The sequence below is a fragment of the Collimonas fungivorans Ter331 genome (genome assembly GCF_000221045.1).
Lineage (GTDB): Bacteria > Pseudomonadota > Gammaproteobacteria > Burkholderiales > Burkholderiaceae_D > Collimonas > Collimonas fungivorans_A.
The window spans coordinates 3,700,096-3,726,673 of the sequence record NC_015856.1; the positions used below are offsets into that span (position 1 = coordinate 3,700,096).

A 26,578-nucleotide genomic window follows, 5' to 3' on the forward strand; every position below is an offset into this window, starting at 1 on the left:
GCAGTCTACTTGCTGCTGATCTGAGCCTGCGTATAGAAACCGTCATCCACCAGCAGCTTGACATTGGCGCTGGTCAGCGGCGTCGGTTTCAGCAGGATCGTATCGACCTTCTTGACGCCGTTTTCATACTGGGAGTTGTAGGCAGGTTTTTCGTTGCGCGCCAGTTGCACCGACAGCTTGGCCGCTTCCGAGGCAATCAGCTTGAGCGGCTTGTAGACCGTCATGGCCTGGGTGCCGGCGATCACGCGTTTGACCGCAGCCAGGTCGGCGTCCTGTCCCGAGACCGGCACCTTGCCTGCCATCTTTTGCGAAGCCAGCGCCTGGATCGCGCCGCCGGCGGTGCCGTCGTTGGAAGCGACGATGGCGTCGATCTTGTTATTGTTGGCGGTCAGGGCATTCTCCACGATCGACAAGGCTTCGGTAGCGCTCCAGTCCTTGACCCACTGCTGGCCGACGATCTTGATGTCGCCCTTGTCGATGGATGGCTTCAGCACTTTCAGCTGGCCTTCGCGCAGCATCTTGGCGTTGTTGTCGGTAGGCGAGCCTCCCAGCAGGTAATAATTGCCCTTGGGCTGCGCCTTGAGCACGCCCTCGGCCTGCATCTCGCCGACCTTTTCATTGTCGAAGGAGATATAGGCGTCGATATCGGCGTTCAGGATCAGGCGGTCATACGACACTACCTTGATGCCGGCTTTCTTGGCTTCCTTGACGGTGTTGGTCAGCACGGTGGCGTTGAACGGCACGATGACGATGACATCGACGCCGCGCGAGATCAGGTTTTCGATCTGGGCAATCTGCCGCTGCTCGCTGGCGTCAGCCGACTGCACAAACACCTTGGCGCCTAGCTTGTCGGCCGCGGCAACAAAAAAATCGCGGTCCCTGGCCCAGCGCTCGACCCGCAAATCGTCGATCGAAAAACCGATCTTGGGATTCTTGGAATCGGCCATGGCGGCTGTGCTGCCCAGTGCAAATACCGCTACCGCCATCACTGCGAATAGGCTCTTCCGTTTGAACTTGTTCATTGCTGTGTCTCCTGTGATTGGTTTTGATTTAACTGCTTATAATTTAACCGCACTATTTTGTAGGGTGGGCACCTGTGCCCACGCAGTGCTGCGGTACATTCGCGTGAGCACAAATGCGTGCCCACCCTACCTGCCTACAACACTTTCAACCGTAGATAGCCCGATTGACCAGGTTCTCCAGCATTTCCTGGCGACCGCTGACCGCCTGCGGATTGATCTGCTTGGCAAACGCATGCTCGGCGATATCGCTCAGGCTCAGCTTGCCGGCCAGCACGTCCTGCCCGAAAGCGCCATCCCATCCGGCATAACGCTCGGCCTTGAAATTCGCCAGCAGATCGTTCTCGATCATGCCGGCGGCGCGTTCCAGCGACAGCGCCAGCACATCCATGGCGCCGACATGGCCGTGGAACAGGTCGACTTCGTCCAGGCTCTGGCGCCTTACCTTGGAATCGAAGTTGAAGCCGCCGGTGGTGAACCCGCCGGCTTTCAGGATTTCATAAGTGGCCAGCGTCATTTCCTCGACGCTGTTGGGAAACTGGTCGGTATCCCAGCCGTTCTGCGGATCGCCGCGGTTGGCGTCGACGCTGCCGAGGATGCCGAGCGCGGCGGCGGTGGCGATTTCATGATGGAAACTGTGTCCGGCCAGGGTGGCGTGGTTGGCTTCGATGTTCACCTTGATCTCTTGCTCCAGCCCGTATTGCTTGAGGAAGCCGTGCACGGTGGCGCTGTCGTAGTCGTACTGGTGCTTGGTCGGTTCCTGCGGTTTCGGTTCGATCAGCAATGTGCCCTTGAAGCCGATCTTGTGTTTATGCTCCACCACCAGCCGCATGAAACGCCCCAGCTGTTCGCGTTCGCGCTTGAGGTCGGTATTGAGCAAGGTCTCATAACCTTCACGCCCGCCCCACAAGACGTAATTGGCGCCGCCCAGGCGCTGGGTGGCGTTCATGGCGGTGCAGACCTGCGCGGCGGCGTAGGCGAACAGTTCAGGATTCGGATTGCTGGCGGCGCCGGAGGCGAAGCGCGGATTACTGAAGCAGTTGGCTGTGCCCCACAGCAGGCGCACCCCGGTCTGTTCCTGCTTGCGCTCCAGTACGTCCAGCATCTGCGCGAAGTTGTTGCGGTATTCGGCCAGGCTGTTCCCTTCCGGCGCCACATCGGTATCGTGGAAGGTGTAATAGTCGACGCCCAGCTTGCTGAAGAATTCGAAAGCAGCGTCAGCCTTGTTATGAGCCATCGCCATGGCGTCGCCGCCTTCCTGCCAGGGACGGCGGAAAGTGCCGGCGCCGAACACATCGGAACCGGGCCAGACAAAAGTGTGCCAGTAACAGGCCGCCATGCGCAGGTGTTCACGCATCGGCTTGCCCAGTACCAGCTTGGCGGCGTCGTAATGGCGGAAAGCCAGCGGCGTCTGCGCCTGCTTGCCCTCGAAGCGGATCGGTGTCACGGATGGGAAATAGCTCATGCTTGCTCCTGTAAGGTGGTGGTGCGGTCTTGGTGTGGGCCATACTAGAGCCGCGCCTGGCGCTCCACAATTACGAAATCCACCAGATGCACTAGCGATTCTTTCTATTGCAGGTGCACATAACGGCATTTGGCCTGACGCTGGCACCGTGCTTCGTTACAATCGAGGGCAACGGGCCGGAACAGGCCAGCGGTAGTAGCAAATTGACAAACGAGTTCACTGAGCTGCGTGACGCTCCTAGGAGACTGCAGGATGACAAGAACCGTGCACCGTATCGCACTGCTATTCAACGGCAACAAGATCTTCGACCGCGACATCATCGCCGGCATCGGCGAGTACCTGAGCAGCACACGCGCCTCCTGGGACTTGTTCCTGGAAGAGGATTTCCGCTGCCGCCTGCAAGGCATTGAGCGCTGGCAGGGCCACGGCATCATTGCCGACTTCGACGACCCGGAAGCCTGCGCAGCCTTGTCGCGGGTCAGCCTGCCGGTGGTGGCGGTGGGCGGATCGTATGCCGACGCAGCCGACTATCCGGGCGACACGCCGTATGTCGCCACCGACAATTTCAAGCTGGTCAAGCTGGCCTACGATCACCTGATCGAAGCCGGCCTGCAGCGCTTTGCCTGTTTCAGCCTGCCGCAGGCCGATGTGAACCGCTGGGCCCAGGAACGCGAGAAGGCATTTGAAAGCCTGATGCAGCGCGACGGCATGCAAGGTGAAATCTACCGCGGCCTCGGCACCAGCGCGCCTTCCTGGGATACTGCGGTGGAGCAGCAGATCGCCTGGCTGCAGACGCTGCCCAAGCCGATCGGCATCATCGCCGTCACCGACGCCCGCGCGCGCCAGCTGCTGCAGGCTTGCCTGTGCGCCGGCATCGCGGTGCCGGAACAAGTAGCGCTGATCGGCATCGACAACGATCCGCTGGCGCGCATCCTGACCCGGGTACCGCTCAGTTCGGTGATCCAGGGCACGCGCGAAATGGGCCGCACCGCCGCCCACTTGCTGCATCAGATGCTGCACGGCGGACGCCTGGCCGGCACCCGCATCCTGGTGCCGCCGGCCGGCATCAACGTGCTGGCGTCGAGCCGCCACGAAGCGCCCAGCCATCCGCATGTGATGCAGGCCATGCACTTCATCCGCCAGTACGCTTGCCAGGGCATCAAGACCGAACAGGTGGCCGATTATGTCGGCGTCTCGCGCTCTTCGCTGGAGTGGTATTTCCGCCGCGAGCTGGGGCGCAGCGTGCATGACGAGATCCTGCGCTTCAAGCTGGATGTGGCGAAGGACATGCTGCAGCACAAGGATCAGCGTAGCATTGCCGAGATTGCCGTCAGCTGCGGCTTTACATCGGTGCAGTACATGCACGCGGTGTTCAAGCGCGAGCTCGGCTGTACCCCGCGCGAGTATCAGGATCGGCTGCCGCAGGCAGAGGCCGGCCCGCTGTCGCTTAATTAAAACCGCATCAACCGAACCAGACAACGATGACACAAACTTCCATTTCCAGCACGCCGGGCGAATACGGCGTCACCTTGTACACGCTGCGCAATGCACACGACATGCGGGTCCTGATCAGCGACCGCGGCGCCACCCTGGTCTCCTGGTGGGCGCCGGACCGCTACGGCCGGGTGGCCGATATCCTGCTTGGTTATCCGGATGAAGACGGCTACCAGGCCAACCCATCGTATTTCGGCAGCCTGGTCGGACGCTGGGGCAACCGCATCGCCAAAGGCCGTTTCACGGTGGACGGCGCCGAGTACCTGGTCGACCGCAACAACGGCAACAATCACCTGCATGGCGGCGACACCGGCTTCCATCTGGCGCAATGGCGCGCCGAGCCGGGCCCGGACGGCTTGCGGCTGACGCTGGAATCGCCGGACGGCGACGGCGGTTATCCCGGCCACGTGCAGGCTTCAGTCCTCTACAGCCTCGACGACAACGGCCGCCTGAGCATCGATTACAGCGCCACCAGCGATGCGCCGACGCCGCTCAACCTGACGTCGCACGGCTACTTCAACCTGAACGGCGGCAGCAGCGACATCTACGATCACATCCTGGCGATCGCCGCCGACCAGTACCTGCAAATCGACGGCCAGCTGATTCCGACCGGCGCCGCCGATGTCGCCGGCAGCGCCCTCGATTTCCGCCAGCCGGCGCCGATCGGCCCGCGCCTGGCCTGGCCCGACACCCAACTGAAGCTGGCCGGCGGCTTCGACCATTGCTACTGCCTGCGGCCGCAGGACGGCGCGGCCCATGTTCCGGGCCAGGGCCGCAGCGCGCAGCCATTAAGGGATGTGGCGACCGTCTACGATCCCGGCTCCGGCCGCCAGCTGTCGGTGGCGACCACCGAGAATGGCTTGCAGTTTTACAGCGGGAATTTTCTGGAAGGCATACAAGGCCGCGGCGCCAAACCTTATGCGATACACGATGGCTTCTGCCTGGAAGCGCAAGCCTATCCCGACCAGATCAACAGCGCCGACGCCGAAGCCGTGATCCTGCGGCCCGGCCAGGTGTATCGCCAGACCACTACTTACCAAATATCGGTGCGCTGACAAGCGACTACGGAAAAGCGTAGAATAAAGCCCGCCCGCGCCCGCACCAGCAGGTGCGGGCGTTGGCGCTGGCGCTGGCGCAGATATATTGGGAAGAGAGATAGATGACAAAACAAAACGGAGCCGAACCGCTTATCAGCGAGATTGAGTACTACATGATGATTGTCGAGTTCGACATGTTATGGAACCGCAATACCACCGCGCAAGAACAGCTGCGCATGGAACACATGATCGGGCTGATCAACGCATTTGAAGCAGGACACACATTCCTGATTCCGCAAATGCAAGTCCAAACAGGACTGGGAATGGAAAGCAGGAATAAAGAAGGGCCTACAACAATGTAGGCCCTTTTCTTTTGTGGCTCGCTCTTCCTTTACGTCTGCTGTCTTTCCCCTACTGCCGCTTTCATCGGGCAAACCCCCAGTCTTCTTCTGCAGCATATTTCACAACAGCAGCAAACCGTCCAATGCCCGCCGCTTACCCGGTCAGGTAGCTGCCATTGCCGGATCGCTCACGCCGTGCGCGCCGGTTTCCATGCGGCCGGCAAAACGCCGGCTGAAACCGCCGACCGGCACTGTCGCAGTCAGGTCATACCAGTTGCCCTGCCCGCCGATCGGCCAATGCTGGTCGAGCTGCATGCGGGCCGGCACATGGAAAGTCCAGGGGCCCGCCTTGCGGTAAGCATTGGCCTTGACAGTCACGATGCAGGATCTTTCGCCGCGGTTGGCCATCGTCAGGCAGATCCGTTTGGTGAAAATATCGTAGCTGATTTTCACTTCGGGTTCCGCTGAGCCATCCGCGATAAGCGCGGCGAGATTGCCTTGGAACGCGCGATGGAAACCGTTCGGTCCCAGCACCCACAAATCGTAAGCGCCGCGATCGGCTTCCAGATCCCAGCTGTCTTGCCATTCACGGCCGGCTTCCAGCGCGTAACGGCGCGGCACGCGATCCAGGTGCAAGCGATCGTAGACATGGAATACCGCCGCGGCGCGGCCCGTGTTGCGGAAAGTCAGGTTGATCTTGCTATGCCTGGTGTCGACACGGGCGCTGGCGTGCAATTCATAAGGCAATGCACGTGAAGGCCGGACGCCGGCTGCCTGCATCGGAAACACCTGTGTGCCTTCGGCCGGCAAGGCAACCTGCTGCAGTTTTTCCTGCTGCGCGCGCACCGCATCGGCCTCAGCCCGGCTGCGCTTCGGCAGCGTCGGCAACACTTCGTGATTCGGATTGACGAAGTTGAAAGCCGACAGCAGATCGCCGCAGACCGCGCGCCGGAATGGCGTGATGTTTTCTTCCTTGACATGGAAGCGAGCTTCAAGGAAACGCAGCACCGAGGTGTGGTCGAATACTTGCGAATTGACCCAGCCGCCGCGGCTCCATGGCGAGATCACATACATGGGCACCCGCGGGCCCGGGCCATAGGGACGGTTTTCGTAAGTGGCCGATGCCGCCTTGGAAAAATATTCGCCGTCGGTCGAGATCGAGGAATGGCCAGCCAATTCGCCGCCTTCGTAGCCTGGCGCGCATGGCGGCGGTACGTGGTCGAAGAAACCGTCGTTTTCGTCGAAGTTGACCAGCAATACCGTCTTGCTCCATACCGCCGGATTGGCAGTCAGGGCATTCAGCACTTCTTGGATATACCAGGCGCCCTGCACCGGGCTGGATGGGCCCGGATGTTCGCTGTAGTCCGCGGGGGCGACGATCCAGGACACCTGCGGCAGCGTGCCCGCGCCGATATCTTCGCGCAAGGCCGCCAGGAAACCGCCGTCCGGCATGGTATTGGCTACTCCTTTGAGCAACGGATCTACACTCTCGTCGCTGGGCTGGTAAACAGGGTAAGGAGAACCGTCGACGGCATTGCCGCGCTTTTCATTGGCCTTGCGATAGGCAACAAAACCGGCCAGCGGGTTGTCGGTGAAATTGTCCGGCATGTTTTCGTAGACCTTCCACGACACGCCTTCTTTTTGCAGGCGCTCCGGGTAGGTTTTCCAGCTGTAGCTGGCGGCGCTGCCGGACGCTTCCAGGTGATCCTGGCTGTTGTCGATGACCGGGCCGCCGTTCTTGCCCTTGGGATCGATGTTGCCGGTCCAGTGGAATACCCGGTTAGGATTGGTGCCGCCGTGGAACGAGCAGTGGTAGGCGTCGCACACCGTGAAGGCATTAGCCAGCGCGAACTGGAAATCCAGCTCGGCCGAAGTGTAATAACCCATCGACTGAGTCTGCTTGTAGGTTGGCCAGTTAGCCATGCGCCCCAGATCCCAGGCGTCTTGCGCGTTATCATAGAAATGGCTGGTGCCGTTGACGCGCTGGGCGTTGCCGATCTTGCTGTCCAGGTGATACGGCAGGATCACGCGCGACTGCTTGGTGGTCTTGTCGGTGTAGGTTTGCTGCATCACGTTGCGCTTGCCGGCCAGCGGGATCGGGAAACGGTCGCCGAAACCGCGCACGCCGTTGAGCGTGCCGAAATAATGGTCGAAAGAGCGGTTTTCCTGCATCAGGATCACCACATGCTCAACGTCGCGGATGGTGCCGGTCTTGTTGTTGGCGGGGATCGCCAGCGCCTTGCGGATCGCTTCCGGGAAGGCGGCGTTGGCGGTAGCCGAATAAGCCGTGGCGGCGAGCGCAGTGCCGGCTGTGCGCAAGAAATGGCGTCGGTCTTTCTTGGTCATGATGATCCTGTTCTTTCCTTATTGGGATAGGCTTGGCTTGGGAAGGGAATGTGCAGCGGAGAGACGGCGCAAGGCCGGATTGCTGGAAAACAGGGCTGGTGATGCCATCGACAGTTGTTTGATTCCGGCCATGTAATTACCGCCACCCATTTTTTGAATGTATCGAAGTATTGCGGCGAAATATTTCAGGCGTATGAAGGTTTGATGACCGTTCTGTAACGATTGAAGATGGCGGGATTCCTGGCTATCTATGGCTTGCGTTGCCTAGTTCCTGCACTTTCGGTAAGCTGCTCTGCACCGCAACGGCGGCCCATCAGCTTTCTGTACCGCCTTCGTGAACAACCGGAAGGTTTAGCCACGCCATGAAAATCTCATTGATCTCGGACCTGCACCTGTCGGTGCATCCCATGACAGCCCCGCAAACCGATGCTGACGTGGTGGTGTTGGCCGGCGACATCTGGCGGCCCGCGGAAGCCATGCAGTGGGCCAGGCAGTTTTCCGTGCCGGTGATTTTTGTGCCGGGCAACCATGAGTTTTACGGGAACGACCTGGTCAGCACCATGCGCGACCTCAGGAACGCAGCGCTCGGCAGCCAGGTGCACATCTTGCAGAAACAGGTGCTGCTGCAGGGCGGCGTGCGTTTTCTTGGCTGCACCTTGTGGACGGATTTCCGTTTTTTCAGCAGCCCCGAGCAACGAGAACCGGGCCTGAAGCAGGCAACTGAACTGGTCAGGGATTTTTCACGGATACGCGTATCGCCGGATTTTCCCGACACGTTTACGCCGGCCATATCGCAAATGCTGTTCGACGACACGGTAACCTGGCTGGAGCAGCAGTTCGCACAGCCGCATGACGGCCCTACCGTAGTCATCAGCCATCACGCCCCGGACCAGCGCAGCGTCCATCAACGCTTTGCCGGATCGGCGCTGAACGCCTGCTTCGCGTCCGACCTGGAACAGCGCATCCTGACATGGCAGCCGGCATTCTGGCTGCATGGCCATATGCACGATAGTTCGGATTACCGGATCGGCGCGACCCGCGTGCTATGCAATCCTCGCGGTTATGCACGAGGCGGCAATGCGGAAAATGCCAGCTTCGATCCCTGCCTGACATTTTCCGTTTGAACCCGGCTGGAGCGCCGGGCTACTAAATTATTTAGTCACTTCAATCACCACTTTGCCAAAGTGGCCGGCCTGTTCCAGGTAGGTATAAGCTTCGCGCGCCTGCTGGAACGGAAACACCTTGTCCACCACCGGCTGTATCGCTGCCACTTCCACGAACCGGTTGAGATCTTCCAGCATCTCGCGGCTGCCGACGAAGATACCCGACAAGCGCTTGGCGCCGCCGATCAGGGCGAACGGATCGAGCTCGCCGCCGAAACCGCTGACGCCGCCGATGATGGCAATCGTGCCGCCCATCCTGGTGCTGCGGATGGAGCGCGCCAGCGTGCCCTGGCCGCCGACTTCCAGCACCAGGTCGACCCCGGTGCCGCCATTGAGGCGCAACACTTCGTCTTGCCATTCCGGTGTATTGCGGTAATTGATGGTGGCGCTGGCGCCCAGGGCACGTGCCCGCTCCAGCTTGGCGTCGCTGGACGAGGTGATGATGGTGCGCAGCCCGGCCGCCTTGGCCAGCTGCAGCGCCCAGATCGAAACGCCGCCGGTGCCCAGCAGCAGCACGCTGTCGCCGGCCCTGAGAGCGCCTTCGACGAACAAGGCGTTCCAGGCAGTGACGCCGGCGCACGGCAAGGTCGCGGCCTGGAGGTAGTCCAGGTGCGGCGGAATCGCCACCCAGGATGCTTCGTCCAGCACCACTTCTTCGGCCAGCACGCCATCCGTGACGGCGCCAAGCGCGCGGGCGCTGTTCAGCGGCGTCGGCGCGCCGCTGATCCAGTCCGGAAAGAACGAACCAACGACCCGGTCGCCGACGCGGAAGCGGCTCACTGCAGCCCCTGTTTCGATCACTTCACCGGCGCCGTCCGAGCCCGGAATCACCGGTTTGTCGCCGGTGCTGAGATAAGAGCCGTCGGCGATCATCAAGTCGCGGTAATTGAGCGATACCGCATGCATGCGGACACGTACCTGGTGTGCTGCCAGCGGCGCGCTGTCGCGCTGGACCCGTTCCAGTCCTGCAATCTTTTGCCCTGCCTGAATTTGATAAGCCTGCATGGAAATCTCCTGTTCGTTTCACATACTGTCTGTGCCTGGCCGCCGCAATGTCAGCGGCGGGATTGACTGTTATGATATAGGTTCTTAATTTTCATCAGTGACGGTATTTTTTACTTAGTATGTAGCGCAAATGGATACAATAAAATGAGTGATCGCTTGCATGGCATCAGTGCTTTTGTCGAGGCCGTAGAAGCCGGCAGCTTTGCGCTGGCGGCGGAACGGATGCGCCTCACGCGCTCGGCAGTAGGTAAAAGCATCGCGCGGCTGGAGCAGCGCCTGGGCGTGCGCCTGTTTCAACGGACCACACGCAGCCAGAGCCTGACCGAAGACGGCCAGGCCTATTACGAACGTTGCGTGCGCGCGCTGGCAGAACTCGACGCCGGCGCCTCGGCGCTGGACAGCGGCAAAAGCGAAGCTATCGGGCGATTGCGCGTCAGCGTGCCGGTGCTGTTCGGCCGCCATTGCGTGGCGCCGGTGCTGCTGGCGCTGGCGCGGCGCCACCCGCGGCTGACGATCGAAATTTCGTTCAGCGACCGGGTGGAAGATCTGGTGGAAGAAAAATACGACCTGGCGATACGCGTCGGCAGCCCGCCCGACAGCACCACCCTGGTCGCGCGCCGCCTCGCCACGCAAGACATGTCGATCTGCGCCGCACCCTCCTACCTGGCGGCGCACGGCACGCCGGCCAGCGTGGCGGAGATGAGCCGGCATTCAGGCATTGCCTACGGCCGCGCCGGCCGCCTGGAGCCCTGGCGCGTGCGCGACAGCGCCGGCCAGGTGCACAAGCCACAAGTGGATATCCGGCTGGTGTTCGACGACCTGCAAGCCATCGCCGATGCCGCGGTAGCCGGCGCCGGGCTGGCCTGGCTGCCTTGCTGGCTGATGTCGAAACATGCCGCCGCCGGCGAACTGGTGCTGGTGATCGACAGCGAAAGCGTGCTGCCTACCGAGATCCATGTAGTGTGGCCGCAGTCGCGTTACCTGCCGACCAAGACGCGGGTGGCGATCGACGCCCTGGTGGCGGAAATCCCGCCGATGGTAGGCCACATGCAGCGCCCGAAATCTGCGGCCAACTGCAAACCGGCTAGTGTCCCAGCACCCCGAACTGCCAGGCAAAAAACACCAGCAATCCAACCATGATGGTCAACAGCTGCCGCCGCGTGGCGGCGCACACCAGGACTGCGGCGATGGCGGCGATCAGCTGCGGATTGCGCCAGCTCAGCTCGAGGCCCTGATTGTGCGGCGCCAGCACCATCGGCACGATGATCGCCGTCAGCACGGTGACTGGCACAAAGGCCAGCGCTTCCTTCAGCCAGATCGGAAAGGCGGCGCGCTCGCCGAGCATGAAGATCGCCGCCTTGATGAATACCGTGATCAGCGCCATGCCGACGATCATCCAGGTGTAGTACATCATGCTTTGCTCCCTATCTTGGCTGCGCGGCGCAGCGCCTGCCAGTGCGACAGCGCCAGGCCGACGCCGACGCCGGCCAGGATCGCTGCCAGCAGCCCCAGCTTATAAGGCAGGTCGCGCAGGAACCAGGCGAAGGCGCCGGCGGCCACTGCGGCAGCCAGCTGCGGCAAACGAAACAGCTGCGGCACCACGATCGCGATGAATGTCGCCACCATCGCAAAATCCAGTCCCAGTGTCTGCAGTTGAGGGAACGCCGTGCCGAACAGCAGGCCGAGCAAGGTCCACAATTGCCAGTTGCCGTACATCGACAAACCCGATCCCAGGAAATACCAATGTCCCTGCGGCGTATGCGCGTGCTTGAGGTAGTAGGCGTTCATCACGGCAAAGGTTTCATCGGTCAGCAGGAAACCGAGCAGGAAGCGCCAGCGCGCCGGCAGATGGCTGACGTGCGGCAGCAAGGTCGCCGCATACAGCATGTGGCGCAGGTTGACGATGAAGGTGGCCATCCAGATCACCAGCAAACCGACCTGCCCCGCCGCCAGGCCGACCGCGATGAACTGGCTGGAGCCGGCGAACACGCCGAGCGACATCAGCTGGCCTTGCCACGGAACCAGCGGGCCGGCGGCAACCAGCGCGCCGAAAATCACGCCGAACGGCGCCGCGCCGACCATCATCGGGATGGTGTCGCGGGCGCCGGCGGCAAAACTGGACAGGGAAGTGGGATGCGGCATAAGCTATTCCTTTGTGATGCCGGAATAGTAATGGCAAACGTCAATTTTCACCACCGGGAGTTTGTTTGAAAACAATAGGCCTTATCGGCGGCATGAGCTGGGAATCGACCGTACCCTACTACCGCCAGATCAACCAGGCGGTCAAGCAACAGCTGGGCGGGCTGCACTCCGCAAAGATCATTCTCTACAGCGTCGATTTCCACGAGATAGAACGCTTGCAGCATGCCGGCGACTGGGACGCCGCCGGCGCCAGGATGGCTGACGCGGCGCAGGCGCTGGAGCGCGCCGGGGCCGACTTCCTGGTGTTGTGCACAAACACCATGCACAAGGTCGCTGCCGCGATCGAAGCCGCAGTCGCCATTCCCTTGTTCCATATCGCGGATCCCACCGCCGATGAAATCAAGCAGGCAGGTTTGTCGAAGATAGGCTTGCTCGGCACCCGCTTCACCATGGAGCAGGCTTTCTACAAAGACCGCCTGCAGGAACGCCACGGCCTGCAGATATTGACGCCCGGGCTGGAAGACCGCGAGGTGGTCCATCGCATCATCTACGACGAACTTTGCCTGGGCCAGGCGACCGCGGCATCGCGCGCGGAATATCGCCGGGTGATCGCAAGCCTGGTCGCGCAAGGAGCACAAGCGATCATCCTCGGCTGCACCGAGATCTCGCTGTTGATCGGCGCCGCGGATTCGGCGGTGCCGTTGTTCGACACCACCGGCATCCACGCGCGCAAGGCCGCGGACTGGGCGCTTGCCGCAACATGATGTCTGCGGCGCCAGCAATCGCGGCTGCAGTCGGACAGTGTTTTATTTAGGTATGGGATCGGTCGCCATGGCCTTGTCGCGGGCCTCGGTCGCTTCCCGTTTCTGTTCTTTCATATCCGATTTCGCTTCTGCTTTTTCTACTTTCATGTTTGCCTTCGCGGTTTTTTTCTTGGCCTTGTATTCTGCCTTGGCATCGCTGTCGGCTTGCCGTTTTTGCACCAGTGGATCGGTCGTGGTGGCTTGTGCATCGGCGCTGACGGCCGGGGCCGGAGCAGCATCTTCGGCAGGCGCCGTGGTTTGGGCCTGGGCCAGATTGATGCAAAGCAGCGCCGAAGCAGCCAGCATGAGGGTATGCATGTTTTTCATGACAAGTCCTTTGTAAAGATGAGCTTGGAGTCAGATGCGAACAGTTGGCGCCGATGCAAACACGCCGTGCCGACAGACCGCAAGATCGATTTATCGTACCGACACGCAATCAAGGTTAATGGCAAATCCGGATCAGTTTTGTGCGCTAGGCAACTTAGCGCATCGCCCCCGAAAAATTGCGCTATCCCTTTATGCATGCGGCTTTCCGGCCGATTTTCGGCCCCACGGCGGATATGGCCAGGCACTAAAACTACAGATTCAAACTTTACATTCGCGGAATTTTGCACAAAGATATAAGCGTCAGCAGTTCATTTTTCATTTTTTGATGGTGGCGGTTTTGACATGCCGGCCCCCATCCGATGGAGAGAATATGTTACTTAAACACACACTTATCGTTACAGCAATTGCCATGATCGCGGTCAGCGGGTGTAAAAAAACGGATGACCCTAATGCTCCTGCCACAGCCACTCCGCCGGCAACCCAGCAAGCAATGCCCCCAGTGGCTCCGCCAGCTCCCGCACCGTCGGCTCCTGACGCTACGCCGGCCGCACCGGCCACACCAGCTGCATCGGGCGCCAGTTCTGGCACCTAACCCAGCAGACCGCGGTTGGCGCCACAGGCGTCAACCGCATTTTTTCAAGCTGGATACCTATCCGGTCTGGCTCTTGTGTCAGTGCATTCCTACAGCAGAAGAAGATAAGCGCTGATTTCGAAAATCCTCCTGCAGTGCAATTATCAATACACAGCGGTACAAACCACATCCTCAAAGGAGATGGCGATGGCTTACGTATTGAACAATTGCGACACCTTGAAAAAAAGCGCGAAAAATAACACAGCGGTGCTGTCGGTTCTCCGCCGGGATGGCATGGGCGAAGTGATCCAGCCGGGGACGCAAAACCTCACCTCGCTCCGTATTGCCGGCCTGTATGGCCACAATCCCTTGCAAAACCACATACTCGATGCCTTGCCGTCTGAAGATTTCCGGCGCTTGCTGCCGCATCTCGAATTTGTCGCGATGCCGTTCGGCATGACGGTTTGCGAAGCGGATAGCCAGATACGCCATATCTATTTCCTCACCAGCAGCATCATTTCCCTGCTGCATGACATGAAAGACGGCAGCTCGGCCGAAACTGCCGTGATCGGCAACGAAGGCGCACTGGGCGTGACCTTGTTCATGGGCGGCGGCAAGAGCCTGAACCGGGCGACCGTGAAAAGCGCGGGGTACGGATTCCGCCTGAAGGCCAGTATGCTGACGGAAGAATTCGCTCGCGGCGGCGCCTTGCAGCAGCTATTGCTGCGCTATACCCAGACCCTGCTTGCGCAAATGTCGCAAACTGCCGTGTGCAATCGCCATCACAGCGTGCCGCAGCAGTTGTGCCGCACCCTGCTGCTGACGCTGGATCGCCTGCCTGGCAATGAAATCAGCGTTACGCAAAGCTCGATAGCCGCAATGCTGGGCGTGCGGCGCGAATCCATCGCTGAAGCGGCCGGCAAACTGCAAGAGGACGGCTTGATCCAATACGCGCGCGGACACCTGACCGTGCTGGACCGGGATGGCCTGGAAGCGCGGGCGTGCGAATGCTACCTGGGACTGAAGCACGACTATCACGAAACGCTCTGCGAGAAAAAGGTCTCATAGGACATCGTCTGCCATACATACACTCCACGTGCCCCATTTTCCCCAGGCATGCCCCAAAGGGCACCTCAGGCTCCGCTTGTGCGCCGGCGCCGTTGAGGTACACTTGGCTGGCGTCGGGACAAAAAGAGAGGGGCCATATACCCTTGTCCGATAGGAAATCGTTATTCCACTGCCAATGAAAAGATTGTGAAAAGAACATTCCATCATTCTTTGCCAGCCTTCATCACGATCATCTTCGCCCTCTGCGCTGTCATCCTGGCCGGCAACGCCATCAGTCTCTATAACAACCTGCTGTCCCTGCGCAACACCAATAGCTGGATAGAACATTCCTGGGACGTAAAAGACCGCCTGAAAAACGTCAATGTGCTGATCATGGACGCGGAAAGCAGCTTGCGCGGCTATTATTTATCCGGCAATAAAACCTACCTGGGCCCCTGGCTGACAGCCCAGAAGAAAATCGAGCCCGAATTCAAGGCCATGGCTGAACTGCTGAAGGACAATCCGGTCCAGAGCAAAAACCTGGTCGAGCTGAAAGCGCTGTTCGACAAAAAAATCCAGCTGATGAAGGAAGGCCTCGCCGCATTCAACGACGGCGGACTGGAACAGATAGTGATGCTGGCGAAAACCGGGGAAGGCCGCAGCACCATGGATGAAATCCGCCTGCAGGTGGTCGTCATGGAAAGCGAAGAGAATGCCCTGCTGGCCGCGCGCAGCGGCAGATTCTACCAGCGCTACCAGATTGCGGTGGCGGTCGGCATGGCAATCAATATCATGGCCCTGCTGGTGCTGGTCCTGTTTTACCAGCTGATCGCCCGCAGCTTTTTCAAAAGGCTGGCGGCAGAAGGCGAGCTGAAAGCCAGCAACGAACATCTTGAGGCACGCGTCCTGGCGCGCACGGAACAGCTGTCGATTTTGTCGCGGCACCTGATCAATGTATCGGAACAGGAAAAGGCCAAGCTGGCGCGCGAGCTGCACGATGAGCTGGGCTCCAACCTTACCGTGCTCGCCATGGATATTTCGATGGTGACCGAAAAGCTGCGGCCAACCGAGCCGGAACTGGCTGAGCGCCTGCAGCGCGCCAGCGCCACGATCAAGACCACGATCGGCCTGAAACGCCGCATCATAGAAAATTTGCGGCCCAGCGTTTTGGATACCATGGGATTGGCGGCCTCTTTGATGGAACAGGCCAGCGAATTTGAAAAGATCAGCAGCCTGCAGGTGAATACCGATATCTCCGATGAGTTTGACAAAATCGATCCGTCATCGGCGATTGCCCTGTTCCGCGTTGCCCAGGAAGCCCTGACCAATATCGCCAAATATGCGCAGGCGACGCAGGTCTGGATCTCGCTGCGGGCGGCGGACCAAGGGCTGCGCCTGCTGATTGCCGATGACGGCATCGGCATTACAGCGGAAGCGTTAAAAAAATCGAAATCGCATGGCGTGATCGGCATGCGCGAACGGATGCTGCTGCTTGGCGGGAACCTGACGGTGACCGCTGCCGCAAACGGCAGGGGCACCGTGATTGATGCCTACCTCCCTTTCAACCCGGCGGCGCAAGCTGACGCCTCGGTCGCCGGATAAGGACAGACCCTACATGGGCTTTTGCCCGTTGATAACCCGCAGCAGCACCATGATGATGGCGACCACCAGCAAAACATGGATGAAGCCGCCGATTGTATAAGACGTGACCAATCCAATCAGCCACAAGATGACAAGCACTACAGCGATGGTATACAGCATGGCTGCCTCCGTTATTGTCCCACCAGGATTACCTTGTCCGTCGCAAACGACAGACAAGGACAATGGCTCGCTGCGAGGACAGTACTGCCTGTTCCTCGTTATGCAAGAGCCCTTGAACAAATCGTAGTATCGGAAGAGCCGGACCGATATCAGAGCAATGCTGATAACTGTGTAGGAAAGAGTGAAGCAACTCGCCAGCTTGCTGCAACGGCCGGCTGGCATGGACCGCCAGCCGCCGTTACCTGTCGTCAGTCGGCTGACGGTTCAGGTGGATTGCCGGCCACCGCGCCCGGCGCCAGGTGCATATCCAGCACCTTGGTCAGAAAACCCCAGCGATCGGCCACTTCCTCGATCTGCTTCGAGGTCGGCTTGCCGGCGCCATGCCCGGCCTTGGTGTCGATGCGTATCAGCACCGGCGCCGCGCCCGCTTGGTCGGCCTGCTCGGTGGCGGCAAACTTGAAGCTGTGGGCCGGCACCACGCGGTCATCGTGGTCGGCGGTAGTCACCAGCGTGGCCGGATAGCAGGTGCCCGGCTTCAGGTTGTGCAGCGGCGAGTAGGCATACAAAGCCTTGAACTCGTCGGCGTTATCGGAAGAACCGTAATCCGAAGTCCAGCCCCAGCCGATGGTGAATTTATGGAAGCGCAGCATGTCCATCACGCCGACCGCAGGGATCGCCGCGGCAAACAGGTCCGGCCGTTGCACCATGGTGGCGCCGACCAGCAGGCCGCCGTTGCTGCCGCCGCCGATTGCCAGTTTCTGCGGCGAGGTATATTGATTGGCGATCAGCCACTGCGCCGCGCCGATGAAATCGTCGAACACGTTTTGCTTCTGCAGCTTGGTGCCGGCTTCATGCCAGGCTTTGCCGTACTCGCCGCCGCCGCGCAGGTTGGGCAAGGCATACACACCGCCCATTTCCATCCAGGCCAGGTTAGGCACCGAGAACGCCGGCGTCAGAGAAATGTTGAAGCCGCCGTAACCGTAGAGATAAGTCGGGTTGCTGCCGTCCAGCTTCAAGCCTTTTTTGGAGACGATGAACATCGGCACTCGGGTGCCGTCCTTGCTGCTGTAGAAAACCTGGCGCGTCTCGAAAGCGCTCGGATCGAAATCGACCTTCGGCTGCCGGTACAGGCTGCTCTTGCCGCTGGCCACGTCATACCGGTAAATGGAGGCTGGCGTGGTAAAGCTGGTAAACGAATAGAAGGTTTCCTTGTCGTGGCGCTTGCCGCCGAAACCGCTGGCCGAGCCTATCCCAGGCAAGTCGACCTCGCGCACCAGCTTGCCGTCCAGCGTGAATACCTTGACCTGGCTGCGCGCGTCTTTCAGGTAATCCAGCACCAGGCGCTGGTCGACCACGTTCGCTCCCTGCAAGGTTTGCTCGGCCTCGGGCACGATCACCTGCCATTTTTCGGCTTCGGGATGGCGCGTGTCGATCGCGATGATCCGGCCCTTGGGCGCGTCTTTGTTGGAGTTGAACAGGAACACCGGACCATCGTTGTCGATGAAATCGTAAGAGGCATCGAAATCGTCGAGCAGCGGCAGCATTTTTGCGTCTTTCTTGCCCAGCTCCTTGTAGTACACGCGATTCTTTTGTTCTGTGCCTTGCGAAATGCTGACGATCAGGTATTTGCCGTCGTCGGTGACATGGCCGGCGAAACCCCACTCCTTCTGATCCGGCCTGTCGTAGACCAGGACATCGTTGTCTTGTGAAGTGCCGAGTTTATGGAAGTACAGTTTCTGGAAATAATTGACGTCGGCCAGTTTGGTGGCTTCTTTCGGTGCGTCGTAACGGCTGTAGAAAAAGCCGGAGCTGTCGTGGGCCCAGGATGCGCCCGAGAATTTTACCCACTGCAAATGGTCGGCAGTGTCTTTGCCGCTGTCGATATCGCGCACTTTCCATTCGTTCCAGTCGGAGCCGGAAGCGGCTGTGCCGTAGGCCAGGTATTTGCCGTTCGGGCTGACCGCAATGCCTGCCAGCGCCACCGTGCCGTCCGTCGCCAGCTTGTTCGGATCGAGCAGCAGGCGCGGCTCGTCGTCGAGTTGCTTGACGGTGTATAACACTGCCTGGTTTTGCAGGCCGTCGTTACGGTTGAAAAAGTAACGCCCGCCTTCCTTGAAGGGCACGCTGAAGCGTTCGAAATTCCACAGCTTGGTGAGCCGCTCGCGTATCGCTGCGCGCGCCGGGATTTTTTCGAGGAAACCTTGGGTCAGCGCGTTTTGCGCTTCTATCCAAGCCTTGGTATCGTCGCTGTTGCCGTTTTCCAGCCAGCGGTAAGGGTCGGCTACCTTGACGCCGTGATAATCGTCTACCTGGTCGGTTTTTTTGCTGACCGGATAAGTCAGGGCCTGGCCGCCTGCAGGGCATTGCTGGGCGATGCTGCCGCCGCTGACGAGGATCGCGGATAGAGTTAGTGCGTGTTTGAGGTGCATGTTTTGTCCGTTGTGATTTGGGTGAAATCAGGTGAGCAAAGCTGAAAAATACGCCGGTGGCTGGTGGCTGCGGCGTAAGGGAAGCAAATTATCATCGATTGCAGCCGACGCCAATCTGGAGCGGCAGGCGGTGATGCAATGCGGGAAAAACAGGCTGCGGCTGACGCTCTGGGAATTTCTCCAAAATCGATAAAACACCTCTGCCATGTTACTTTTTCAAAAACAAATATGTTATCTTATGTTGCCAAAAGTAACTCAATGTATATAAACACCACTCTTTAAAGGAAAGATGTGTTTCCCGTTTTTTGGAGACAAAAAAAATAACACCATGAAAAAACTATTCTTTTGCGCTTTCATCCTCCCTCTTCTATCCGCATGCGCCAGTTCCGATACGGATTCGAATACAGCGTCAAGTACTGAAGAATCCACCTACGTCACCGGCAGCAATCTGCCGGTCAAGAAATCCAAGGCGACGAATGTCAAAGTACTCTCCGGCGAGGAAGCAGCAAATATGCGGGCAAACGGCGCGATGCAGCAGCGTGCCGGTCAAAACTGATCCACGGCTTCAACAAATGTCGGTCCCATGAAAGACAGGGTCGTTTGCACATCAAATGCAAACGACCCTGTCTTTTTTAATGGATCAATTGTTCCCTGCGCAGATCAGTTGAGGGGATGGTTGACCTGGACTATCCACAAGCGCGCCAGATCGGCAACGCTATCGGTGCCTTGCACCGATTTGAACGCCTGGATCGCCTTGTCTTTCTGTCCCGCCAGCTGATAAGCGATGCCCATGTGCAGCTTGGCTTCCTCAGGACGTTTGAGGCCACCCTTCTTCAGGCCGTTTTCCATCAGCGCCAGGCCTTTGTCAAACTGGCCTGCCGTGACCAGCGCATAGCCAAGATTGAGCTGGCCGGTGCCTTCTTTGCTGGCGTTGACCGAAGCTTCGCTCTGCGCCATGCTCTTCTGGTCATCCGCCATGCCTTTGTTGGCCTGGTCGCGCAGGCGCTTTTGCTTGGCTGCTTCCGGGCCGCTGCCCAGGATGCCAGACTGGTAGCCTTTGTCCAATATGGTTTTTGCTTCGGCCGGGAAACCTCCCAGCAACGCCAGTTGCGCGACGTCGGTGAATTCGACGCTGGTTTGCAACTGCACGGCGGCGGCCTTGAGGCGATACAAATCCAGTGTCAAATTATCGGGAAAGCCCGGCTTGCTCTGCACCCGGCTGAGTATGTCGATCCAATACTCTTTCTTTGGATAATAGGTATTGAGCTTTTCCAGCGAGCTCAGGTATGCAGGCTTGTCGTTGGTCTTGAGTGCGCAACTGACCAGCAGCTTCAGGTCTTGCTCGCGCGGCGTCTTGCCGGCGCTTTCATCCGCCGCGATGTCTTTTTGCAGTTCGCTGGTGGCGCGCGCGATGTCGTTGCTGAGGTAGTAGGACTGGATCAGCAGTGTCCGCGTTTGCGCATCGTTGCCGCCCTCTTTCAGCGAGCGCGATAGCCAGGTGATAGCCTTCGGATAGTCTTCCGCGTCGTAGTACAGGCTGCCCAGCGCGCGCACGATCTTGGCTTGCTCGTCCGGGGCAAGGCGTCCGGAAGCAACCACTGCTTCAAACGAACTGCCTGCCAGCTTGGTATCGCCGGCGCGTGCTGCGGTGGCGCCGCGCAGGCGGTCTATGGAATAGATTTCGTAAGGAGTCTTGTTAGCGACGGCATCGGTTTCAGCGATCTTGGCAAGCGCCTCTTTGTATTTTTCTTCTTTGATGAGAGCTTGCGCCGCCTGCAATGGCGTACCTATTTCCGGGCGCACTGTCTCGGCTTTGGCGCTGTCATCCGCGGCATGGGCCAACGGAGCAAGGCCAGCCATTGGAAGGGCCGTGGTCAGGCCCACTGCTGCCAACAACATGAAAATTGGTGCAAACCGTAGTTTTGGTAATTTGGACATAGCGATTCTTTCAATCGAAAAAACGAAAATAGGCAGGGGTATGACCCTGCCTATTTTCTGGTGCAAAAACAAATGCTATTGATTACTCCATGAACTGCTCGTTGCCGACGATGCCGATCTTGGTGACGCCCAGCCGCTGCGCCGACGCCATCACGGCAGCCACCGACTTGTACTCCACCAGCTTGTTCGGCCGCAGGTGCACTTCATCGATATTGCCGCCGGCAACCACCGTTTTCAGGCGGTCTTCCAGCTCGGCACGGTTCGCCATCGGCGTACCGTTCCACATCACTGTGCCGGTCGGATCGATGTCCACCGTGTCGACCACCGGCAAGGCCAGCGGCGGCGGCGGATTACCGGTCGGCATGTTCAGCTTGATCGCGTGATTCTGGATCGGAATCGTGATGATCAGCATGATGATCAGCACCAGCATGACGTCGATCAGCGGCGTCATGTTCATTTCCATCATCGGTTCCGGATCATTGGCGTTGCCGCCCGAAGAACCTACATTCATACCCATTGCAATACTCCTATCAGTTGCGTGCCGGCGGTTCGGTAATGAAACCGATTTTCGCAATGCCCGCCCGTTGCGCCGTCAGGATCACCTTGCCGATATATTCGTACTTGGTTTGCTGATCGCCACGGATATGCAGTTCCGGTTGCGGCACAACGACTGCCACTTCCTTCAGCTTGGCCAGCAAGGTCGCGGTATTCGGCACCAGTTGCTCGTTCCAGAACATGTCGCCTTGCTTATTGACCGCCAGGTTGATGTTCTCCGGCTTGGTTTTATAAGGTTCGTCGAATTCGTTCGGCAGCTTCACTGGAATCGTATGCGTCACCACCGGAATCGTGATCAGGAAGATGATCAGCAAGACCAACATGACGTCCACCAGCGGCGTCGTGTTGATCGTGCCGATCACTTCGTCTTCATCCCCATCGGGAGAGCCGAGTGACATCGCCATGATCAGCCAACCTTTTTATTGATGTGGGCGACCTGGACTGCCGAGCTCGAGGACATCACGCCGCTCAGCAGGACCGAGTGCAGGTCGGCGCTGAACGAGCGGATTTCTTCCATGGCGCTCTTGTTGCGGCGAACCAGCCAGTTGTAGCCCAGAACCGCAGGCACAGCTACTGCCAGACCGATCGCGGTCATGATCAGTGCTTCACCGACCGGACCGGCCACCTTGTCGATCGACGCCTGGCCGGCGATACCGATCGCGGTCAGCGCGTGGTAAATACCCCAGACGGTACCGAACAGGCCGACGAACGGCGCCGTCGAACCGACAGTTGCCAAAAATGCCAGGCCGTCTTGCAGGCGGCTTTGGACTTTTTCCACCGAACGCTGGATCGACATGGTCACCCAGGTGTTCAGGTCGATCTGTTCCAGCAACGCGCCGTCATGATGCTGAGTGGAGTTCACGCCGTTTTGGGCGATGAAACGGTAAGCGCTGTTTGGCTTGAGGCCGGAGACGCCTGCCTCAACGCTAGCGGCTTTCCAGAATGTCTTTTGTGCATTTTTAGCCTGGCCCATCAGTTTCACCTGCTCGATCAGCTTGGTGATGATGATGTACCAGCTACCCATCGACATCAGCACCAGGATGATCAGGGTGCCACGGGCTACGAAGTCGCCGCCTTTCCACAGGGCGTCCAGGCCGTACGGATTGTCGACGGTTTCCTTGGCTGCAGGCTGCGGCGGTGGGGTTGGGGTATCTGCCAGCGATGCTGCTGCAGTGTCGGCCGCTTTCGGCGCATCTGCGGCTGCTGGTGCCGACGCTGCGGCAGCCGATGCTGCGGCGGGTGTTTGGGCGATTGCTGCCAGTGGCGCTGAGATCGTCGCGGCGGAGATCATCAGGGCGGTGACAAGGGCGGATAAGCGATTACGAGTGATAGACATACTAATACTCCAAATTTTATAAATTAGATTGCTAGGATAACGGACAAGGTAGTGGTTCTACACTTTGATTATTCCAGCTTCCAGACATACTGCATTTTTGTCGTAGACTGCACAGGTTTGCCATCAGCCATGGCAGGGGTGAAATGGCACAAGCTCCACGCTTTTACAGTGGCTCTGTCCAGATCCTTGAAACCGCTGCCTTTTTCAACAGTGGAATCGACCACATTACCATCAGTGCCAATTGTCAGCCTGACAGTAACAGTACCCTCTTCCTCATTGCGCAACGAAGTCCGTGGGTATTCCGGCTTATCGCAATTCCCAGCAATTTTTGCACTGGTATGCGAAGGCCCTGCTTCACCGGTTGCCGATGGTTGCGCTACGGAAGTAGGCAAATCATTGGTTGGCGGTTTGACATTGGTTACAGCAGCAATCACGTTCTCTTGCGGCGGCGGCGTTACTTTTACCTCTGGTGGAGGTACGAACGGTGGCGGTGGCGCAACCGATTTTGGCGGTGGCGGTACCGGCTTGTCCGGTGGTGGTGGCGGTGGCGGCGGCTTGATCTCCTCGATGATCTTGGTTTCGACCGGTTGCTGAATGACTTCGACAACTTTACGGGCCAGCCCTGTAATCAACGCATAAACTAGAGCTACATGCAGAAGAACAACCACGCTGATGCCAACAATATTCTTGGAAGGGTTTCTCCCATCCTGCGTGAAATCCATGCCTCTTTCCTCCGATACTACATTATTCAATTGCTAAAAACTTATGCAATCTGATGAGTGGATAGCCAATTTACATCTCGCAAAAATCGTACCAGTCATCCAGCTGCTGCTATGCGGGGTGACTAACACATGATCAACAATGCAATGCCCTCGTATGGAAAACCCTACAGAGGATTTCTAGTTTGCCATCACTTGATCCAGCGTGTCAGTAAATATTACATCAATGAGTTATGAAACAGCAGAAACATCGTTCTCAGCTTAGCCATTCTGGAAAGCCAAAACCACCTGGAAAACATCCCAGGTGGTCGCTTACGAAAAGAACATAAGCCAATCAGGTTCTGTTATTACATGAACTGATAGTTGGCGCGGACGAAGAACGCACGGCCGATTGCGTCGGTGTAGCGAGGATCGTAGCCTACCTGGAACGTCGTCACTTGGTTGGAGAATGGCGGCTTCTTGTCGAAAATGTTCTTGAGGCCGGCAGTCAGAACCAGGTTCTTGAAGCCCGAATAGGTACCAGATATGTTGTACAAGGTATAAGAAGGGACCTTGATATCATTGCCGTTCGCATCCGGGCTCTGATCGTTGTAGTGCGATTCGTAGGTTTGTGTCAGCGAACCACTCCATGGACCATTGCTCCACAGGATGCCCGCGTTATGACGCCAGCGGAATACTGGATTCGCGTCCGCATAACGGCCTGCGTTATGGACGAACTCGCCATTCTTCTCGTTTTGGTAGTCATATTTCAACACATATGTACCGTCCAGGTTGAATGCAAAGTTACCCCATGCAGTCTTGCCCAGGCGCCAGTTCAGGCTGACGTCCAGGCCGCTGGTCTTGGTGTCGCCCAGGTTGTCATTGGTAGCAATGATATAAGCCAGGGAACCATCGGCATTGCGGACGAAACGGTCAGCATATTTCACCGGATCAGCAAAGATGGTTTGCTCAGGCAAGCCACCGATGGTGTTCTTGATGTGGATGTTCCAGTAGTCGATCGACGCTGTCACATCTTTCACCGGCTCAACTACGAAGCCCACCGAAAACGTCTTCGATTTTTCCGGTTGCAGGTTCTTGTTGCCGCCTTGCTGGATGAACTGTTGCTGTCCGCATTCGACTGACGGGTCGACCTGCGGTCCGATTGGGGTACCGCCTGGGCAACGTACTGGATCGTTATACTGATCGCTGGTGTATGTCAGCTGTTGTGGCTTGTTTTTCTCGAACAAGGTAGGAGCACGGAAACCGGTACTTGCCGAACCGCGCAACAGCAGTTGCTTGATCGGCTGGTAGCGCAATGCAATTTTTGGATTGATTGTGCTGCCGACGTCGCTGTAACGGTCATAACGAGCTGCCAGCTGCGCTTCCAGATCCTTGACGATAGGGATGTTCAACTCGGTAAACAGAGCCGAAATATCGCGTTGGCCCGATGTCGACTTGGCGTCAACCAAACCGGAGCTAGCTGCTTGCAAGGCGATATCTTCGTTCACGTTGAAGGAAGCCTTCTCGTGCGTGAACTGGGTACCGATCGCAAAGCCCACTGGACCTGCAGGCAGGTTGAACAGCTCACGGCTGGCTGTAAAATCGAAGTTTGTTGTTTCATTCTTCGCATACAGCACGGTGCCGCGCATTTGAGCGTCGTTGATCAGCGCGGATCCTGCTGCGCTTTGCGGTCCGAACGGATTGATGATGCCAGCTGTAACGCCGTCGCTGATCATCTGGTCGTTTACATACCCTTGGGTAAACCAGTCCTTGGTGCGGCTGTTCGAATATGACAGGCCGGTCTTGTAATCCCAGCCGAACTTCGTGCCTTCCAGGCTGAACAGCAAACGGTCCGCCTTGGTGCTCGAAGTGTCAGTCCGCTGGCCTGCATCGATCGCGCGGAAACCGGTTGTCAGGTCTTGTCCGGTTGCGCCGGCCAAGCCTGGTACGCCGGCGGAACCGCCAGGGTAGTATGGGCTGCTGCTAGGCAATGTGTAGCCAACCAGCGGTGCTGGAGCTACGCGCGATGTGACCTTGCTCTCCGAGTGCAAGTACTCGACGGATGCAGTGTCGTCGGCGCTGAGCTTGAAGCTGCCTTTTCCGAACAGCGAGACCTGCTGCGTATCCGGCAGGATGTCGATCAGCGCTGTCGTGTCTTCGCGGCAGATTTTGCCATCGACATATGCTAATGGCGGCTTACAGCCGGAAGCAGCGTATGGATTGCCCACGTTGGTGTTGCCAGGGAACGAGGTACCGCTGCCCGAATGGCCAGGGAAAATACCGGTCTTGGAAAAGTCGCGATCGGTAGACTTCACATGATTTTGCTCATGAAAATCGATGATACCGAAAACGTTGTAGCCGTCCTTGTCCAGATCACCCTTGCCGCCGGTGACATTGACATGGTGCTCGGTGCCACCTGGGGAGCGAGGAGCAACCAGGTCGCCGCTGATACTGACGCCAGTTACCGAACGCTTGGTGATGAAGTTGACCACGCCGCCGATTGCGTCGGTACCGTAAATCGCGGATGCGCCATCGCGCAGCACTTCGATGCGGTCAATCGCCGACAGCGGAATGATGTTCAAGTCAACGCTGTCGCCGTCATAAGGATGCTTTGGCAGGCGACGGCCGTTCAACAGCACCAGTGTCTTGTCCTTGCCGATGCCGCGCAAATCGACAGCCGACTGGCCACCGGTAGAGGAGCCAATCGCGTTGGAGGTCGCGACAGATGACTGGTTAGCCGGAATTTTGTTGAGTGCTTCTTGCGCTGTAGTGACGCCTTCCTTGAGAAGATCGTCGGTCCGGATGACCGTTACAGGCAGTGCACCTTGTGCACTTAATCGTTTAATCGACGAGCCCGTAATTTCGACCCGTTGCATTTGTTGTGGAGCATCGTCCGTCTTCGTCTCCTGCGCCTGCACTGAGTGGGCCAACAGACCTAGCCCTACAGCAACGCCGCCTGAAAACATCAGTCGCAGCGAACGTGGCAATCCCCGTTCCTTCATCATAACCAAACTCCCTATGGGTAAAAGTTAGAGTTGAAATTTAAGTTTTGTAATAAATCTAAACACGATTTGTTAATCGCCTTCTGAGCGATGCGTCAA

The 26,578-nt window shown here is 58.5% G+C and carries 25 protein-coding genes; 10 read left to right on the top strand and 15 right to left on the bottom strand.

What is annotated here, in order from left to right; translation table 11 throughout:
• Nucleotides 1–5: 5 nt before the first annotated feature.
• Nucleotides 6–986, bottom strand: a complete 981-nt coding sequence (gene xylF, locus CFU_RS16290; RefSeq protein ID WP_425304706.1) for a D-xylose ABC transporter substrate-binding protein — start codon at nt 984–986, stop codon at nt 6–8.
• A gap of 181 nt (nt 987–1,167) precedes the next feature.
• The gene (xylA, locus tag CFU_RS16295) at nt 1,168–2,484 is read right to left on the bottom strand and encodes a xylose isomerase (RefSeq protein WP_014007133.1); all 1,317 of its coding nucleotides are present in this window, start codon (nt 2,482–2,484) and stop codon (nt 1,168–1,170) included.
• Between the two features lie 252 nt (nt 2,485–2,736).
• On the opposite strand from xylA, the gene CFU_RS16300 reads away from it, so the two are divergent.
• The 3 genes from CFU_RS16300 to CFU_RS16310 all read left to right on the top strand — a co-directional run bounded on the left by CFU_RS16300 (nt 2,737) and on the right by CFU_RS16310 (nt 5,377).
• Nucleotides 2,737–3,939 carry a XylR family transcriptional regulator gene (locus CFU_RS16300; protein WP_041742213.1) on the top strand — a complete coding sequence of 401 codons (1,203 nt, stop codon included), beginning with the start codon at nt 2,737–2,739 and terminating at the stop codon, nt 3,937–3,939.
• A gap of 26 nt (nt 3,940–3,965) precedes the next feature.
• Complete coding sequence (locus CFU_RS16305) at nt 3,966–5,033, top strand: aldose epimerase family protein (protein WP_014007135.1); 1,068 nt, start codon at nt 3,966–3,968, stop codon at nt 5,031–5,033.
• Nucleotides 5,034–5,137: 104 nt separating this feature from the next.
• Nucleotides 5,138–5,377 carry a hypothetical protein gene (locus CFU_RS16310; RefSeq protein ID WP_014007136.1) on the top strand — a complete coding sequence of 80 codons (240 nt, stop codon included), beginning with the start codon at nt 5,138–5,140 and terminating at the stop codon, nt 5,375–5,377.
• 141 nt (nt 5,378–5,518) lie between these two features.
• On the opposite strand, the gene CFU_RS16315 is transcribed toward CFU_RS16310, so the two are convergent.
• Nucleotides 5,519–7,702: a phosphocholine-specific phospholipase C gene (locus CFU_RS16315; RefSeq protein WP_014007137.1), complete on the bottom strand. Its 2,184-nt coding sequence runs from the start codon at nt 7,700–7,702 to the stop codon at nt 5,519–5,521.
• A 362-nt stretch (nt 7,703–8,064) separates the two neighbouring features.
• Here CFU_RS16315 and CFU_RS16320 point away from each other — a divergent pair, with 362 nt between their 5' ends.
• Nucleotides 8,065–8,826 (top strand): metallophosphoesterase, encoded by a 762-nt coding sequence (locus CFU_RS16320; RefSeq protein ID WP_014007139.1) that lies wholly within the window; start codon nt 8,065–8,067, stop codon nt 8,824–8,826.
• 27 nt (nt 8,827–8,853) lie between these two features.
• Here CFU_RS16320 and CFU_RS16325 read toward each other — a convergent pair whose 3' ends face one another.
• Nucleotides 8,854–9,870 carry a zinc-dependent alcohol dehydrogenase family protein gene (locus tag CFU_RS16325; RefSeq protein WP_014007140.1) on the bottom strand — a complete coding sequence of 339 codons (1,017 nt, stop codon included), beginning with the start codon at nt 9,868–9,870 and terminating at the stop codon, nt 8,854–8,856.
• Nucleotides 9,871–10,014: 144 nt separating this feature from the next.
• On the opposite strand from CFU_RS16325, the gene CFU_RS16330 reads away from it, so the two are divergent.
• Nucleotides 10,015–11,010, top strand: coding sequence for a LysR family transcriptional regulator (locus tag CFU_RS16330; RefSeq protein ID WP_014007141.1), 996 nt, complete (start codon nt 10,015–10,017; stop codon nt 11,008–11,010).
• Here CFU_RS16330 and CFU_RS16335 read toward each other — a convergent pair.
• A complete protein-coding gene (locus tag CFU_RS16335) occupies nt 10,955–11,281 on the bottom strand; it encodes an AzlD domain-containing protein (protein ID WP_041743591.1) in 327 nt (108 codons plus the stop codon). The two genes, CFU_RS16330 and CFU_RS16335, sit on opposite strands and share 56 nt — an antisense overlap.
• Nucleotides 11,281–12,012, bottom strand: coding sequence for an AzlC family ABC transporter permease (locus CFU_RS16340; RefSeq protein ID WP_014007143.1), 732 nt, complete (start codon nt 12,010–12,012; stop codon nt 11,281–11,283). Before CFU_RS16340 ends, CFU_RS16335 begins: the two co-directional genes overlap by 1 nt.
• 65 nt (nt 12,013–12,077) lie before the next feature.
• Here CFU_RS16340 and CFU_RS16345 point away from each other — a divergent pair, with 65 nt between their 5' ends.
• On the top strand, nt 12,078–12,776 hold the full coding sequence (locus CFU_RS16345) for an aspartate/glutamate racemase family protein (protein ID WP_014007144.1): 699 nt from the start codon (nt 12,078–12,080) through the stop codon (nt 12,774–12,776).
• A 42-nt stretch (nt 12,777–12,818) separates the two neighbouring features.
• On the opposite strand, the gene CFU_RS16350 is transcribed toward CFU_RS16345, so the two are convergent.
• Nucleotides 12,819–13,142 carry a hypothetical protein gene (locus tag CFU_RS16350; protein WP_014007145.1) on the bottom strand — a complete coding sequence of 108 codons (324 nt, stop codon included), beginning with the start codon at nt 13,140–13,142 and terminating at the stop codon, nt 12,819–12,821.
• 772 nt (nt 13,143–13,914) lie between these two features.
• On the opposite strand from CFU_RS16350, the gene CFU_RS16355 reads away from it, so the two are divergent.
• On the top strand, nt 13,915–14,781 hold the full coding sequence (locus CFU_RS16355; RefSeq protein ID WP_014007146.1) for a Crp/Fnr family transcriptional regulator: 867 nt from the start codon (nt 13,915–13,917) through the stop codon (nt 14,779–14,781).
• 186 nt (nt 14,782–14,967) lie between these two features.
• Nucleotides 14,968–16,362, top strand: a complete 1,395-nt coding sequence (locus CFU_RS16360; RefSeq protein WP_014007147.1) for a CHASE3 domain-containing protein — start codon at nt 14,968–14,970, stop codon at nt 16,360–16,362.
• Between the two features lie 9 nt (nt 16,363–16,371).
• Here the strand turns inward: CFU_RS16360 and CFU_RS24575 are convergent, their stop codons facing one another.
• Both CFU_RS24575 and CFU_RS16365 read right to left on the bottom strand, forming a co-directional pair.
• Nucleotides 16,372–16,521 carry a lmo0937 family membrane protein gene (locus CFU_RS24575; RefSeq protein WP_148264864.1) on the bottom strand — a complete coding sequence of 50 codons (150 nt, stop codon included), beginning with the start codon at nt 16,519–16,521 and terminating at the stop codon, nt 16,372–16,374.
• A gap of 248 nt (nt 16,522–16,769) precedes the next feature.
• Nucleotides 16,770–18,950 (bottom strand): prolyl oligopeptidase family serine peptidase, encoded by a 2,181-nt coding sequence (locus CFU_RS16365; protein ID WP_014007148.1) that lies wholly within the window; start codon nt 18,948–18,950, stop codon nt 16,770–16,772.
• A 31-nt stretch (nt 18,951–18,981) separates the two neighbouring features.
• Here CFU_RS16365 and CFU_RS24925 point away from each other — a divergent pair, with 31 nt between their 5' ends.
• Together CFU_RS24925 and CFU_RS16370 are read left to right on the top strand one after the other, a co-directional pair.
• Nucleotides 18,982–19,143: a hypothetical protein gene (locus tag CFU_RS24925; RefSeq protein ID WP_190275165.1), complete on the top strand. Its 162-nt coding sequence runs from the start codon at nt 18,982–18,984 to the stop codon at nt 19,141–19,143.
• 135 nt (nt 19,144–19,278) lie between these two features.
• Nucleotides 19,279–19,506: a hypothetical protein gene (locus CFU_RS16370; RefSeq protein ID WP_148264865.1), complete on the top strand. Its 228-nt coding sequence runs from the start codon at nt 19,279–19,281 to the stop codon at nt 19,504–19,506.
• A 104-nt stretch (nt 19,507–19,610) separates the two neighbouring features.
• On the opposite strand, the gene CFU_RS16375 is transcribed toward CFU_RS16370, so the two are convergent.
• From CFU_RS16375 to CFU_RS16400, 6 genes are all read right to left on the bottom strand, one after another.
• Nucleotides 19,611–20,810: a tetratricopeptide repeat protein gene (locus CFU_RS16375; RefSeq protein WP_238531323.1), complete on the bottom strand. Its 1,200-nt coding sequence runs from the start codon at nt 20,808–20,810 to the stop codon at nt 19,611–19,613.
• A gap of 160 nt (nt 20,811–20,970) precedes the next feature.
• Complete coding sequence (locus tag CFU_RS16380; RefSeq protein WP_085959144.1) at nt 20,971–21,405, bottom strand: ExbD/TolR family protein; 435 nt, start codon at nt 21,403–21,405, stop codon at nt 20,971–20,973.
• 13 nt (nt 21,406–21,418) lie between these two features.
• Nucleotides 21,419–21,847, bottom strand: coding sequence for an ExbD/TolR family protein (locus tag CFU_RS16385; RefSeq protein ID WP_014007151.1), 429 nt, complete (start codon nt 21,845–21,847; stop codon nt 21,419–21,421).
• Nucleotides 21,848–21,849: 2 nt separating this feature from the next.
• Nucleotides 21,850–22,773 (bottom strand): MotA/TolQ/ExbB proton channel family protein, encoded by a 924-nt coding sequence (locus CFU_RS16390; RefSeq protein WP_202946158.1) that lies wholly within the window; start codon nt 22,771–22,773, stop codon nt 21,850–21,852.
• Nucleotides 22,774–22,847: 74 nt separating this feature from the next.
• Nucleotides 22,848–23,501: an energy transducer TonB gene (locus tag CFU_RS16395; RefSeq protein ID WP_041742218.1), complete on the bottom strand. Its 654-nt coding sequence runs from the start codon at nt 23,499–23,501 to the stop codon at nt 22,848–22,850.
• A gap of 344 nt (nt 23,502–23,845) precedes the next feature.
• Nucleotides 23,846–26,482, bottom strand: a complete 2,637-nt coding sequence (locus CFU_RS16400; protein ID WP_041742219.1) for a TonB-dependent receptor — start codon at nt 26,480–26,482, stop codon at nt 23,846–23,848.
• Between the last annotated feature and the right edge of the window lie 96 nt (nt 26,483–26,578).